The sequence below is a fragment of the Devosia lacusdianchii genome (assembly GCF_022429625.1).
Lineage (GTDB): Bacteria > Pseudomonadota > Alphaproteobacteria > Rhizobiales > Devosiaceae > Devosia > Devosia lacusdianchii.
Genome location: NZ_CP092483.1, coordinates 1,430,660 through 1,444,138 on the forward strand (window position 1 = coordinate 1,430,660; position 13,479 = coordinate 1,444,138).

Here is a 13,479-nt window from a genome sequence, read left to right on the forward strand (position 1 = left end):
GCTTATCCGGGTGGTCCATGCGATGCCGGTGGATTGCCCGGACAAGCCGGGCAATGACGGTGGAAACAGGAGGCAGGACATGATCAGGCCACCCACCGTCATCCGCCGAGGTACCCCGGCCTTCTACCGCGCCAACATCGCGTTCTTTCTCTCAGCCTTCGCCATCTTCGCCTCGCTCTACTCGGTGCAGCCGCTGCTGCCGATCTTTGCCGCCGAGTTCGGCCTCGATGCCGGCGCCAGCTCGCTGGCCCTCTCCGTCACCACCGCCACGCTGGCCATCGCCCTGTTATTCGCCAGTTGGGTGGCGGACCGTGTGGGTCGCAAGGCGCTCATGGTATGGGCGATCCTCCTTACGGCCGGCCTTGGCCTCCTGCTGCCGCTTGCCCCCAACTGGTGGTCACTGCTGATCATCCGCACCACAATGGGGCTGACGCTCTCGGGCCTCCCGGCGGTCGCTATGGTCTATCTGGCCGAAGAGATCGACCCTGACGCTCTGGGTTTCTCGATGGGGCTCTACATTGGCGGTACGGCTATTGGCGGCATGGCCGGGCGACTGGTCTCCGGCGTGCTGGCGGACTGGATCGGCTGGCGCCCGGCGCTCGGCGTCCTCGGAGGCGCCATCGCAATAGCGGCCATTGTTGTCGTGATCCTGCTGCCGACACCACAGAACTCCTCCCGCACCCGGCCAGGCCTGCGCCAACTCGCACATCTCGTGCGGGTGCAGTTCAACGACGCCGGGCTTCCCTGGCTATTCGCCTCGGCATTCCTGCTGATGGGCAGCTTTGTCACGCTCTACAACTATGCCGGCTTCCGCCTGGCCCTGCCGCCATTCGCGCTCAGCCACTCCGCCATCGCGGCCATCTTCGTGGTCTATCTCTTCGGCAGTGTCAGCTCCGCTTGGGCCGGTGGCCTCGCCCAGCAATTGGGTCGACGTAAGGTCTATTGGGCCATGGTCCTGACAATGGCCGTCGGCGTATTCCTCACGCTACTCCCCAGCACACCCGCGATCATCGCCGGCCTGGCGATCGCCACCATTGGCTACTTCGCCGCCCACGGCATTGCCAGCGCCTGGGTTGCCCGCCGTGCGCTGGTCGGGCGCGCACAGGCGTCCGCCATCTACCTCTTCGCCTATTATCTCGGCTCGTCCATCCTCGGCACGCTGGGTGGCTACGCCTGGATCGCCTGGGGCTGGAACGGCGTCATGCTGGTCAGCGGCGGCGCCATCATCGTCGCCATGCTCATCGCCATCCGCCTGATGGCGCTGCCAGCGCTGCCTATGCCCGAACGGCCACTAGAGCCGCCCGCGGGTGTCTAGCCCTGCCGCAATGCCGGCAGCGCTCGCGCCATAGCCAGGAATGCTTCCACCGGCAGGTCCTCGGCCCGCTCATCGCCCTTGAGTCCACCGGCCGCCAGCAGGCCCTCCATCGGCACACCCACGGCCTTGAGGCTCTGCCGCACCATCTTGCGCCGCTGACCAAAAGCCGCACGGGTGACATGTTCGAGGTTCTTCACCGTCACATCGTCACCGATCGTTTTCGGCACCAGATGAACCACGGCCGATGTCACATTGGGCGGCGGCACGAAGGCCTGACGGCCCACATTGAACGCAATCCGCGCCTCGGTCCGCCATCCGGCGAGCACGCCGAGCCGGCCATAGGGATCCTCACTGGGCTTGGCGCAAATGCGCTCGGCAACCTCGCGCTGGAACATCAGCGTCAGGCTCTCGAAAAAGCTCGGCCATGGGTCGAGCGTCAGCCAGCCGGTCAGCAGCGGCGTTGCGATATTGTAGGGCAGGTTGGCAATGATCCTCGTCGGGCCATCGGCGAGCAGCCGATAATCCATCTCCATGGCGTCGCCGCTGATGACGGTCAGCCTACCCGGGTAAGCCTCGGCAATCTGCACCAGCGCCGGCAGCGCCCGGGCATCGCGCTCGATCGCCACCACTTCGCGCGCCCCCTCGGCCAGCAGCGCTCGCGTCAAACCACCGGGACCCGGTCCGACCTCAATCACCCGCACACCCTCGAGCGAACCGCCGACCCGCGCAATGCGCGACGTCAGGTTGAGGTCCAGCAAGAAGTTCTGCCCCAACTCCTTCTTGGCGCGCAGCCCGTGCTCGGCGATGACTTCGCGCAGCGGCGGCAGATTGTCGATCTGGCTCATGAGCGCGCCGTCATGCCGTCGGCCATGCTGATGGCCGCTAGAAAGCTCTTGGACGAGGCGCGGCCCGTTCCAGCCAGGTCGAATGCTGTTCCGTGATCGGGCGACGTCCGCACGATGGGCAGGCCCAGCGTCACGTTGACGGCGTCCTCGAATGCGACAGTCTTGATCGGGATCAGCGCCTGATCGTGATACATCGCTACCACCGCGTCATAGCGCGCCCAATGCGTGGGGTAGAACAGCGTGTCGGCGGGCAGGGGGCCTTCCACGGCGATCCCCTCGAATTGCAACTGTGCCACCGCCGGCGCCACGATCTCCAGGTCCTCCCGCCCGATGGCTCCGCCTTCACCCGCGTGCGGATTGAGGCCTGCCACGGCAATCTGCGGCTCTGCGATACCAAAGCGCTGCTTGAGGTCATGCGCCACCACCCGCACGGTCTCAACGATGAGGTCGCGCGTCAGCAGGCTGGCCACATCCTTGATCGGCACATGAATGGTCACCGGCACGGTGCGCAATCCGCCGTGGGCGAGCATCATCACAGGAAGCGGCGGCTTGCCGCCCCGCGCGCAAAGCTCAGCGAGAAACTCGGTGTGACCAGGGTGCTTGAAGCCGGAATGATAGAGGGCAGCCTTGTGAATCGGCGCCGTTACCAGCGCCCGGCAGGTTCCGGTGAGAGTGGCGTCCATTGCAGCGGCGATCGATCCGATAACCGCATTGGCTGATAGTGGCGACGCATGTCCAGGATTGTCGGAAACCAGACCCTCGATTGGCACGATCGGCAGGCTATCGGCAAACGCCGGCGCCGCATCGGCCACCGCCACTTCGATCATCTCGATCCTCAGACCCAGGCGTTCGGCCCTGGCCCTCAGAAAGTCGGTGTTTCCGAACAGGCAGAATGGACTCAGCCCCAGCTCCCGCCGGCGCGCATAGAGGCCCAGCACGATGTCCGGCCCCACACCCGCAGGTTCGCCCATGCTGATGGCCAGCGGCTTGTCCATCTCGGCCCCCGTCGGTGAACAGGCAGAAAGGCCCGCGACGCGGGCCATCCGTGCTTAGTTGTAGATGATCTTGGCGTTCTTGCGCAGCTGTTCCATGTAGCTGCTGACGCGGCCGCTCAGAGCCTCGTTGCCGGCCTCTGCGCGGAGGTCGCCCTTGATGAAGGTCAGATCCTGCGCCTGCGTCTTCTCACAGACTGCCAGCATCGACACGCCATTCTCCACGACACGCGGCTTGGTGATGCCGCCGACATTGAGGCCGGCCAGTTCCTTGGCGATGGCTTCAGGCATCTGCGTGGCATGACGACGGCCGACATCGATCACGGCGGCGTCGGTGAAACCAAGCGACAGATCGACGGCCGTATCGCAGCCAGCAAAGCTCGCCTTGTAGCGATTGGCCTGGCCGGTGCGGTTGCTGGAGCCCTGGCCGACAAAAATGATCTCTTTGAGGATATAGTCGAAGTTCTGATAGGCTTGGAGCTGACCTGCCGCCTGCTGGTCCAGGTCAAGGTCCGAAATCTGCACCTGCGGCATGATGGCCGCTTCTGTCACGCCGTTCCAGGCGATCGCGGCGCGCAGGCGATCCTTGAGCGTATCCATGTTGATGCCGCCCTGCTGCAGCATCTGCGCCAGCCGTTCCTGGCTGACATTGAGGTTGCGAGCGATCTGCAGGAACGCGTCATCCACCTGCGCATTGGAGACCGTGATGCCGAGGCGCTTGGCCTCGGTCATCTGGATGGCTTCATCGATCAACTGATCGGTCGCGCCCTTCTGCCCACCATTGTTGCCTTCGAGCGCGAACAGCTTCACGCGCTGGGCAACCTGCATGTCGGTAATCGGCGTGCCGTTGACGGTGACGCGCACGTTCTGAGCCAGGGCTGGCATAGCCGCAGCAATGGTCAGCACCGCACCCATGATAACGGCGCCAGTTGCGCGCCCCCAGAAACCGTTCGCCATTATTGTCGCTCGCCTCGAATTTCGTGTGCTCCCGCTTCCATGCGGCGGGAAAATGTCGCTGTCAATTGCTCGCTGAATACGGCCAAAATCCGGTTCACCTGGGCAAGCCGACACCGCCACTATAGCCGAGATCGAACCCGGCGGGGGCCTTTAGACGGAACGTTGCCGTGAACCGGGTATCGTTGGCAGTCGTGTGGGTGGGTCCCGTCCGGGTCACACCGGCGCCGACCACCAGATAGCCATCGTCATAGGTCAGCGCGCCGCCCACCTGCAGCCAGTTGTTCGCGGCGAGGTCCCAATAGGTGTTGGCGCGGACCGTCCAGTACTCGGCCACCGGCACGCCAACTTCGGCACCGATCTGGTGCTGGTCCGCGAGTTGGCCGGTCGCGGCGTTGGCCGCGATGAAATTGTAGTCGAGGGTCGCAGAGTAGCCCGAATTCGCAAAACTGGCGCCCAGTCCGGCTCGGGTGACCTTCGGGTCGCTCGCATTGACCTGCAGCTTGCCGCCCACCTCGAACCCCGGCAGGAACGAGCCATAGGCGCCCAGCACTGCGTAAGAGGCTCCGTCGCTCAGGCCCGCGCCGACAGCCGTTTGCGCCGGGTCTGCCGCCGCGAACGCATTGGGGCCGGCGAGCTGGAACGATCCACCCGCGATCAGCTCCAGATAGCTGCCGTCAGCGAAGTTAGCTTGGTAGCGGCCGCCAATATTGGCCCGCAGGCCGGTCTCCTGCCGGTCATTGCCTGAGAAACGGTTGTAGCTGAACAGGTTTGTGTCATCGAACACGAAGCTCTGAGCGTCGTCATTGGTGATGCCGACCGCCGTGGTGTTGGACCCGCGATAGACCAACTGCCCGATCGGCTCGATCAGATGCACGGTCGAGCCGTCGTTTGCTGCCATGGGAAAGCGCACGTCCATCGCCGCGATCGGTGTGGCGCTCCATAGCGTCGTCTCGCCAGGGGCCGCGGGGAGCGCGCTGCTGCCGTCGTAATATGCGACATCCGCGCGACCACCGAGATAGGGCGTCGCGACGAAGCCGCCCGCGCCAATCCACTGCGTCTGCCATCCGGCCTGGAAGCTCGCATGCTGCTTGTTGCCGGAATAGCCGAATGTGTAGGGCACGCCGTTGATATCAGTGGCGGAATCGAGGTCGCGCCGCACGCCCAGCAGCCGCGCGCTGATCTCGATCCGGCCCAGGCCCGGCGCTAGTTCTTCGATATGCTCATACCGCAAGGCGGGCAGGGCCTGCCCCTGTTTGCCTTGGTCGGCCGCCGTCACATTGCCCAGCAAGTTGAACTGCTGCACGCGCGCATCGATGAAGGTGTCGTCGGTAACATGGGTCGCGTAGACCTCGTTGACCGACGATTTGGCTGTGCTCATCCGGTAGTCGATAAGATAGGCAGCGTCGGTGAAGGCGGTGTAGCTCCAGCCCACCTTCCAGTCCTCGATCGGGCGGAATTCACCCGATGTCTGAACGGCGCCGCGCCAGTCGGTTTGTGCCTCGCTGAAGGTAAAGGCATTCTTGTCGAACTGATAAAGCCCGGACGCCTTGATCTGGAATGAACCGGCGTCGAACCTCTGCACCCACTCTGCGCCCAACAGGAACCCTTGGCGGGTCAGCAGCGTCGGGGTCAGGATGATATCGGTCCAGCGGCTCGAATAGGCCGTCACCGGCACCTCGACCTTGAGGCCGATGGCATCGCTATAGTCGATCGATGGCGTACGCACATTGGCGAGGGCCGCCTCGCTCGTATCAGGCAGCCACAGAAACGGCAGCCAGGCAACAGGAATGCCCAGCAAGGACAGGGTGGGCTGCTCGAGATAGAGCGAGCCATCCTCGGCATTGTAGGTGATCTGCGCGGCATTGACCGACCAGCCGATCCGGCGGCCCTGATCGTCGACGCACTCGCCACAGGGTGCATAACTGGCATCCTGCAGCAGCGTTTGTAGCGCCGCGTCATAGTCCACGCTGTCAGCGGTAATGCGCGCGCCGTCATAGGTCGTGATGGTTAGCGAATTGATGAAGGCCTGCTTCATCCCGCCGGTCACTTCCAGGTCCTGCGTTTCCATCAGATTGCCCGATGGGTCGAGGATGGTCACGGCGCCGCTGAAATGAACCGTCTTGCTGCGGCGATCATAGACCAGGCTTTGCCCGGTCAGCGTGTAGCCGCTTTGCGTCAACACCACGTCGCCATTGGCGGTGATGATGCCGGTGGCGCCCTCGAACACGAGGCTGTTCGCCTCGACGCCGGCTGGCGCGGACGAGTCGATGGGCGCATTGAAAAGATCAGCCGGAACAAGACCCTGCGCTGAGGTTGCGGTGGCGAGGGCAAGCATCAGCACCGCGCTGGCGCTAGCCAGGCGAAGCGACGACACAATCCTTTCGCCCCAGCCCCTTGTCTTCACGCGCGCCCGTCTTCCTTGTGCAACAGCACCGTCACACCGATGACGATAGCTACAAACGCCGGCCCGACCGCCGCAAACGTGGGATCGAGAACACCGGTCGACCCGGCGCGGTCGGCCATCTCGGTAATCACGAACACAACGAAGCCAAGCACGATCCCATAGAGGACCGCCGGACCATAATTAGATGACCTTCGATAACCTGCGGTAAACGCAAAAGCAATGAAGAGCGAACCCGTTAGCACCAGCGGCAGAGCCAGCAGTTTAATCAGCCGCATGGTCGCCGCCGTACGGATCGTGGGGTCCGCGACGCCCGCCTGAAGTAACTGCGCCAGCTCAAAAAATGTCATGTCTTCGGTCGAAGAGAGCTTGAGGCTGAGCTCGGCCGGCGTGGTATTCGTGGGCAGCCGATAATTCAGCAGCGTCCGCGCCGGCTGGTCGGCGCTGCGCGTCGTCGCCTGCGGCATAACCCATTGCCCATCTTCGAGCATTGCTTCGGGCGCTTCGATGCGCTCCTCCATTCCCGGCGTCAGGTGGAACAAGGTAACATCGGCCAGCAGGCGTCCGCCGTTCAGCATGCCATTGGCCATGATGACATAGTGGCTGTCGCCGCTCCGCTGCTCCAGCCAGATTTCTCCCGCCGGGACCAACTGACTCACCTGGCCAGGCGGGGTGGGGCTGAGCTGCCGGTTGATCTGCGTGCTCACGGTTTCGGCCGCCAGCGCGATCGCAAAACCAGCCAAAATCAGCGCGATAGTCGGTGCCCGAACCAGCCGCCAGATCGAAATGCCGCTGGACTGAATGACCGTCAGCTCGTGCCGCGCTTTCAACTCCATGAAGCCCAGAACGGCCCCCATCAGCACCGTGACCGGCAGGGTCTTGATGGTCCAGCGCACCGCGCTCATGGCCACCATTACCAGGGCCATCGGCAGGCCATGATTGTCCGCGACGAAATTGAACCGCCAAGTGTCGAGCGATTCCACCAGCGCGATCAGCCCGTAAAAGACGAACACCGTCACACCGATGCGGCTGCCCAGCCGGTTGAGGACGACCCAGTCGACGCGCGTCATGCCGTCACCACCTGCGGAGCGGGACGCACCCAGGTCCTGGCGATCAGAACCGCGCCACCGCCGATGATCATCAACAGCGCCCCGGTTGACGGGCCCAACGGGCTATAAGCGCTGATGCCACGCTCCCCGAAGGCCAGCAGCATGACGATGGCCTCCATCGGCACATTGAAGCGAGACCGGCGCCCACTGGGAAAGCCCGACACAGCCAGCACGACCATGCAGATGCCGATCACCCGCAGGCCTTCGGAGGCACGATTGACTAGCAGCGACACCACGTCCTGCGGCCATGCGCCCGAACGGATCGCGTTGCTGACCAGTGTCAGGCTGTCGATCTCGAGCAGCGGATTTGGCACGCCCATCGGTTGGGAGAGCCGGTCTACGCTCAGGTCATATCGCCCGAACGTGACCTTCGAGAACCGGCCATCGGCCTCGGTGTATTGCAGCGAGCCATCGCGCAGCTCGATCACGTAATTCGTGCCATCCGTCGACACGCGCGCCGCTTGTGCGATGTAGGTTCGCCGCGTTTCCGGGTCGCGCCGGTCATCGGCGAAGAATTCCTGGATTTCGCCGTCGCCCGATCGCCCGCCGATCAGCAGCACCACGCCCGGGGTGACCTGGGTAAAGCGCTGCGGCTTGAGGGTCGAGCTAACCAGGTCCGCCGCTACGCTGGCCGTGAGCACGTTGAGGCGGCGGTTGGCATAGGGCTCGAGAAAATTCGACAGCAGCAGCACGCAGATCACGCCCGCGCCGGCCACCACCGCCGTGGCGCTCCACAGCGAGCCTAGCCCGTGACTGGTGTGAATGATGTGCAGCTCGCGGTTGGCCTGCAGGGCCTGCAGCGCCCGCGCCAGGCCGATGCCGACACAGACATAGAAGAACGCGATCGACAATTGCGGCATGGTCAGCAGGCCCTGCGCCGCCAGCGTCAGAATGCTCTGGCCCTTCACCGACACCACGTCGAACGAGCGCAGGCAGTTGACCAGCCATAGCAGGAAGCACACCACGCCGAACAGAATCAGCGCGTCTGTCATGAACAGGCGTGAGAGATAGGCCGTCAGTCGTTTCATGCTGCCCGTTCTAGTCGTCGCGCATGCCAGAAATATGTCCCGGCTGCCGGGGCGAACTTGGTCCAGTTCGTCTCGCCAGACAAGCGCATCGCCGGCTGTGCACGGATTTGTCTGCTCGCCTGTTGCGGGATTGACGCGCCGCCTAAACACCTCAATGTAGGACTTTCAGTCTCCGGCGCGTCCACGCCATTTTGCCCACCAAGGCCAATCTTCATGTCCCAGTCTCTCGCTATCCGCACGTCAGCTCTCGCCGGCGCGTCTGCCGCCTTGATCGTCATTTATGCCGCCGAAGGCGAGGCGCCCGCTGGCGCCGCTGCCGCGATCTGGTCGGCCACCGGGCTTGATTGGTCGGTGACCGCGGCGGCCGGCGCGTTCAAGGGCAAGCAGGGGCAGTCGCTCGATATCCTGGGGCAGGGCGGCAAACGCCTCCTCGTGCTCGGCAGCGGCAAGGCCAGTAGCGAAACGCCGCTCAACGGCTGGACTGATCGTGGCGGCTCATTGCTGGCCAAGATCGCCGCGACGCGCGCCGAAACGGTAGCCGTGGTAGTCGACGAGCCCGGCGTCACCCCCGCCGCCATCGGCGAACTCGCCGCCGGCCTGCGCTTGCGGCACTACAAGTTCGACAAATACAAGTCGGCCCGCGCCGACGACGTGGTCGCCGATCTCGCCGTTACCCTGCACGTTGCCGATCCCGCTGCGGCCGCTGCGGCCATCGCCGATCGCGGCGCTACGGTCGACGGCACCCTGCTGGCCCGCGACCTCATCAACGAGCCTGCCAACGCCCTGGGCCCGGTCGAGTTCGCCGCCCGCGCCGCGGAGCTTGGCAAGCTCGGCGTCGAGATCGAAATCCTCGAACCCGCAGCCCTCGAAAAGCTCGGCATGGGCTCGTTGCTCTGCGTCGCCCAGGGCTCCGATCGTCCGGCGCGCCTTGTCGTCATGCAATGGCGCGGTGGCGATGTCGGCGCCGCGCCGCTGGCCTTCGTGGGCAAGGGCGTGGTCTTCGATACCGGTGGTATCTCCATCAAGCCCGCCGCGAGCATGGAGGATATGAAGGGCGACATGGGCGGCGCCGCCGCCGTCACTGGCCTTATGCTGGCGCTGGCGACGCGCAAGGCGCCGGTCAACGCCGTTGGCGTCATAGGTCTCGTCGAAAACATGCCCTCGGGCAAATCCGTTCGCCCGGGCGACATCGTCAAGGCGATGAGCGGTACCACCATCGAGGTCATCAACACCGACGCCGAGGGCCGCCTCGTGCTGGCCGATGCGCTCTGGTACACGCAGGACCGCTTCAAGCCGCGCTTCATGATCAACCTCGCGACGCTCACCGGCGCTATCGTTGTTGCCCTCGGCCACGAGCATGCCGGCCTGTTCTCCAACAATGACGAGCTCTCCATCCAGCTCCTCAACGCCGGCCTCAACGCCAATGAGAAGCTCTGGCGCATGCCGTTGGCCGCCGCCTATGACAAGCTGATCGAGTCCAAGTTCGCCGATATCCGCAACTCGGTCGGCCGCCCCGCCGGCTCCATCACCGCAGCCCAGTTCCTCCAGCGCTTCGTCAACGACGTACCCTGGGCCCACCTCGACATCGCCGGCACCGCCTTCGGCGCCAGCAACAGCGAGGTCAACACCTCCTGGGCCCCCGGCTTCGGCGTAGCTCTGCTGGATCGGCTGGTAAGGGATTATTATCAGGGCTGATCGGCGCAAGCTCGGCAAACACGATGTCATCCCGCCGAAAGCCGGGATCCATCCTGAGGGCTTTCCACGAGCACGGCCGGCTCAGTCATCTCAGGCTGGATTCCGGCGTTCGCCGGAATGACACAGCGAATGTGGAGAATTCGCTTCCGCCCGCCCATCTCCACCGCTTAAGTAGGCTCATGCCCGACGTTCTCTTCTACCACCTCGAAGTCCGTCCACTCGAAGCGGTCATCCCCCAGCTTCTTGAAAAGACGCTTGAGCGTGGTTGGCGCGCGGTCATCGAAGTCGGCTCCACCGAGCGCGCCGAAGCCCTGGACGCCCACCTCTGGACCTATCGCGAGGACAGTTTCCTCGCCCACGGCTTGGCGGGCGAGGGCCCCGACGCGCATCAGCCGATCCTGATCACCACCGGCACCGATAACCCCAACGGCGCCGCATGCCGCTTCTTCATCGATCGTGCCGTGCCTCAGTCGGCTGACGGCTACGAACGCGTCGTCTACATGTTCTCCGGCCACGATCCCGACGCTGTGGCTGAGGCTCGAATTGCCTGGAAGGCCCTCAAGGAAGGTGGCAATTCCCTGACTTATTGGCAGCAGGAAGCCGACGGCCGCTGGGTCAAGAAAGCATGACGCCTGATCTTTCGACGCCCAGCCGCCATCGGCTGCACGAAGACATCTTCGCCATGCTTATCGGCACCATGCTGCTATCGCTGGGCATTGTCTTCTACGCGCAGGTTACGCTGACCACCGGCAGCACCGCCGGTCTGGCCCTGCTGCTGCAATACGTCACCGGCATTCCGTTCGGCTGGTTGTTTTTCGCCGTCAACCTGCCGTTCTACGTGTTGGCGGTCCTGCGCATGGGCTGGCCCTTCACCATCAAGACCTTCGTCTGCGTGGGCCTGGTATCCTATTTCACTGCGCACATTCCCGACTGGCTCGATATCAGCAGCATTCACCCGCTCTTCGCCGCGCTGGTCGGTGGCGGCATGATTGGCCTGGGTATTCTCTCGCTGTTCCGCCACAAGGCCAGCGTCGGCGGCATCAATATCCTGTCGCTCTATTTGCAGGAAAACTTCGGAATCCGCGCGGGCTACTTCCAGCTCGGCGTCGATGCCGTCATCCTGGTCGCGGCCTTTTTCATCCTGCCGCTGGACCGAGTGCTCTACTCGATCCTGGGCGCGCTGGTGATGAACTTCATCATCGCCCTCAACCACAAGCCAGGGCGATATGTCGGCTTCTCCTGATCAGGTGATCTTGCCGTAGAGCTCGTCCACCAGCTTGGCGACCTGGATTGCTGAATAGAGGCTGCCATAGTTGATATTGCCGTTTGACGCGATCAGGGCCCCGGCCTCGATTGCCGGCAAGCGCGACCAGAGGGCCTCCCCATCCAGCATGCTGGCCCCTTCCGGCGATGTCGTCGCCAGCAGGATGCCGTCGACCCCGCCCAAGGTATCGCCGAACGCCTCCGCAGCAATCTCGCCGCTGTCGTAGAGCTGGTCGGCGGCGGGCGGCAACGTCTTGGCGCCGAGGTCGGCGAGCACTTGCGGCTGCAGCATTTTCGGCCCGTTCATAACATAGAGCACGCCTTCGCCTGGCTGCACGCTGACCACGGTCTTGGTAGCCAGCTTCTCGCCATGCCGCTCTTTGATCTCAGCTATCAGTGCATCGTATTCGGCAATGGCCGCTTCGCCATGGCCGTCCATCCCCAGCAGGGTCGCGAGTTCGCGGAACGCTTCCTTCCACGGTTTGCCACCCGAAGTCGGCACTACCGGAGCGATCTCGCGCAGCTTGTTGGCCGGCCACCACACACTGTCCGGATCGTAGTCGGCGCAGATGATGAGGTCGGGGTCCGACGCCAGCACCTGCTCGATATTGACCTCGGAGCCATAGAATTCGAGCCCTTCGGGGACAGGCACCCAGCCTCCGGGCTGCGAGTGCCCGTATCCGACCACCGGTAGGCCCAGCGCCAGCGCCGGTTGCAGGTCAAGCCGGGAGTCGATGCAGACCACACGCTGCGGGTCGGCCGGAATGTCGTAAGTGCCGTATTTGGTTGTGACTGATCGAGTGGCCGTCTGCGCGAACGCCGCACGGGGCAGCAGGCCCGAAAGCACGATGCCCGCGCCTCCCAGAGCGAAATGGCGGCGAGAAAGCGTGAGCGTCATGGCTGATCCCCAAGGCAACAATGCTGCGCTTTGTGGATCGCCTTAATATTGACTGTCAATATCAAGTTTTAGGCGAGGTCCTAGAACTTGGAGTTCTTCTCCTTACCGACGCCGGTTTGGCGTGGGGCAGGGGCCACTTCCTCGGGCATGCTGTCGGCATAGAGGTCCATATAGTCCTGCATCAGCTCGTAGCAGAAGATGACTTCCACCGTTTCCGGATCATAGAAGGCATTGGCCTCGCCACAGCGCTTGGCGTTGAACTGCACGGGCTCGCGCAGGCTGTAATTCTGCCGCAGCTCGTCCGCAACCTGATCGAACACGCCGCTCGATTTGAACGCATCCGCTGCCGCTTTGAGCCGGCCGCCGGCGTCGTGATAGGTCACGGTCACATCAGTGCCTTGTCCGGCCTTGTTATTGCGCCCACCCAGCAGGCCCTTCAGGCTCCGATCGACCGTCTCATAGTCCCAGGCACAGGTTTCCTGGCGGTCGCTGTCCATCCGGTATTCGTTGGCGATGGGACGGAACGCAGCGTCGTCGCTGCCCACCATCAGGCAGACGATCTGGTAGGCGCGTTGCTTGTCGAGGCTGTGACTGGCCGCGTAGTCGCTTTCCTCGCCGCCGCTGTCATAGGCAATGCCCGACAGAACCCAACCCTGCGCCGCGTCGGCCAGGGCCTTGTCGGTCGCCTCGGTGCGCTTGTTGAGCAAAATCCACGTGGCCATATTGTCGGCCGCATCCTCTTCCTTACCCAGGATCGGAAGTTCGAGCTGGTGGAACAGCAGATGCGCCACTTCGTGATAGAGCACGAACAGGCTGTTATTATAGGCAAAGCGACGGATTTCTGCGCGCTGGCTCTTGGTCAGCTCTTGCGCCTGAATGGCGCCGATAAATGCGAGCAGGCAAAGCAGCAAGGCAACGGCCAGCTTTGAACCAGGGATGCGCATGATGCTCTTTCGGCAACCTTCGAGATCGACAG

Annotated in this window: 12 protein-coding genes; 4 read left to right on the forward strand and 8 right to left on the reverse strand. The window is 63.8% G+C overall.

Translation table 11 applies throughout. The annotated features are described in order from the left end of the window. Positions 1-79: 79 nt before the first annotated feature. Positions 80-1,315, forward strand: coding sequence for an MFS transporter (locus MF606_RS06975; protein ID WP_240233086.1), 1,236 nt, complete (start codon positions 80-82; stop codon positions 1,313-1,315). Here MF606_RS06975 and rsmA read toward each other — a convergent pair. The 6 genes from rsmA to MF606_RS07005 all read right to left on the reverse strand — a co-directional run bounded on the left by rsmA (position 1,312) and on the right by MF606_RS07005 (position 8,647). Beyond that, positions 1,312-2,160, reverse strand: coding sequence for a 16S rRNA (adenine(1518)-N(6)/adenine(1519)-N(6))-dimethyltransferase RsmA (gene rsmA / locus MF606_RS06980; RefSeq protein WP_240233087.1), 849 nt, complete (start codon positions 2,158-2,160; stop codon positions 1,312-1,314). The genes MF606_RS06975 and rsmA overlap by 4 nt on opposite strands. Further along, complete coding sequence (gene pdxA, locus MF606_RS06985) at positions 2,157-3,155, reverse strand: 4-hydroxythreonine-4-phosphate dehydrogenase PdxA (protein ID WP_240233088.1); 999 nt, start codon at positions 3,153-3,155, stop codon at positions 2,157-2,159. The genes rsmA and pdxA overlap by 4 nt, the downstream gene beginning before the upstream one ends. Positions 3,156-3,209: 54 nt before the next feature. Continuing rightward, entirely contained in the window at positions 3,210-4,109 is a 900-nt protein-coding gene (locus MF606_RS06990; protein WP_240233089.1) for a peptidylprolyl isomerase, read from the reverse strand. Between the two features lie 94 nt (positions 4,110-4,203). Further along, complete coding sequence (locus MF606_RS06995; RefSeq protein ID WP_240233090.1) at positions 4,204-6,483, reverse strand: LPS-assembly protein LptD; 2,280 nt, start codon at positions 6,481-6,483, stop codon at positions 4,204-4,206. A 26-nt stretch (positions 6,484-6,509) separates the two neighbouring features. Next, entirely contained in the window at positions 6,510-7,580 is a 1,071-nt protein-coding gene (locus MF606_RS07000; RefSeq protein WP_240233091.1) for an LptF/LptG family permease, read from the reverse strand. Beyond that, a complete protein-coding gene (locus tag MF606_RS07005) occupies positions 7,577-8,647 on the reverse strand; it encodes an LptF/LptG family permease (protein ID WP_240233092.1) in 1,071 nt (356 codons plus the stop codon). The genes MF606_RS07000 and MF606_RS07005 overlap by 4 nt, the downstream gene beginning before the upstream one ends. A 213-nt stretch (positions 8,648-8,860) precedes the next feature. On the opposite strand from MF606_RS07005, the gene MF606_RS07010 reads away from it, so the two are divergent. From MF606_RS07010 to MF606_RS07020, 3 genes are all read left to right on the forward strand, one after another. Continuing rightward, complete coding sequence (locus MF606_RS07010; protein WP_240233093.1) at positions 8,861-10,342, forward strand: leucyl aminopeptidase; 1,482 nt, start codon at positions 8,861-8,863, stop codon at positions 10,340-10,342. A gap of 179 nt (positions 10,343-10,521) precedes the next feature. After that, positions 10,522-10,971, forward strand: coding sequence for a DNA polymerase III subunit chi (locus MF606_RS07015; protein ID WP_240233094.1), 450 nt, complete (start codon positions 10,522-10,524; stop codon positions 10,969-10,971). Next, entirely contained in the window at positions 10,968-11,585 is a 618-nt protein-coding gene (locus MF606_RS07020; protein WP_240233095.1) for a YitT family protein, read from the forward strand. The genes MF606_RS07015 and MF606_RS07020 overlap by 4 nt, the downstream gene beginning before the upstream one ends. Here MF606_RS07020 and MF606_RS07025 read toward each other — a convergent pair whose 3' ends face one another. Further along, positions 11,586-12,503: an ABC transporter substrate-binding protein gene (locus MF606_RS07025; RefSeq protein ID WP_240233096.1), complete on the reverse strand. Its 918-nt coding sequence runs from the start codon at positions 12,501-12,503 to the stop codon at positions 11,586-11,588. An 80-nt stretch (positions 12,504-12,583) separates the two neighbouring features. Beyond that, on the reverse strand, positions 12,584-13,447 hold the full coding sequence (locus MF606_RS07030) for a DUF4344 domain-containing metallopeptidase (protein WP_240233097.1): 864 nt from the start codon (positions 13,445-13,447) through the stop codon (positions 12,584-12,586). Positions 13,448-13,479 lie beyond the last annotated feature (32 nt).

What these genes read in the sequence shown, in the direction of transcription:
- MF606_RS06975 (WP_240233086.1), top strand. Translation starts at nt 80, where the DNA reads ATGATCAGGCCACCCACCGTCATCCGCCGAGGTACCCCGGCCTTCTAC.
- rsmA (WP_240233087.1), bottom strand. Translation starts at nt 2,160, where the DNA reads ATGAGCCAGATCGACAATCTGCCGCCGCTGCGCGAAGTCATCGCCGAG.
- pdxA (WP_240233088.1), bottom strand. Translation starts at nt 3,155, where the DNA reads ATGGACAAGCCGCTGGCCATCAGCATGGGCGAACCTGCGGGTGTGGGG.
- MF606_RS06990 (WP_240233089.1), bottom strand. Translation starts at nt 4,109, where the DNA reads ATGGCGAACGGTTTCTGGGGGCGCGCAACTGGCGCCGTTATCATGGGT.
- MF606_RS07000 (WP_240233091.1), bottom strand. Translation starts at nt 7,580, where the DNA reads ATGACGCGCGTCGACTGGGTCGTCCTCAACCGGCTGGGCAGCCGCATC.
- MF606_RS07005 (WP_240233092.1), bottom strand. Translation starts at nt 8,647, where the DNA reads ATGAAACGACTGACGGCCTATCTCTCACGCCTGTTCATGACAGACGCG.
- MF606_RS07010 (WP_240233093.1), top strand. Translation starts at nt 8,861, where the DNA reads ATGTCCCAGTCTCTCGCTATCCGCACGTCAGCTCTCGCCGGCGCGTCT.
- MF606_RS07015 (WP_240233094.1), top strand. Translation starts at nt 10,522, where the DNA reads ATGCCCGACGTTCTCTTCTACCACCTCGAAGTCCGTCCACTCGAAGCG.
- MF606_RS07020 (WP_240233095.1), top strand. Translation starts at nt 10,968, where the DNA reads ATGACGCCTGATCTTTCGACGCCCAGCCGCCATCGGCTGCACGAAGAC.
- MF606_RS07025 (WP_240233096.1), bottom strand. Translation starts at nt 12,503, where the DNA reads ATGACGCTCACGCTTTCTCGCCGCCATTTCGCTCTGGGAGGCGCGGGC.
- MF606_RS07030 (WP_240233097.1), bottom strand. Translation starts at nt 13,447, where the DNA reads ATGCGCATCCCTGGTTCAAAGCTGGCCGTTGCCTTGCTGCTTTGCCTG.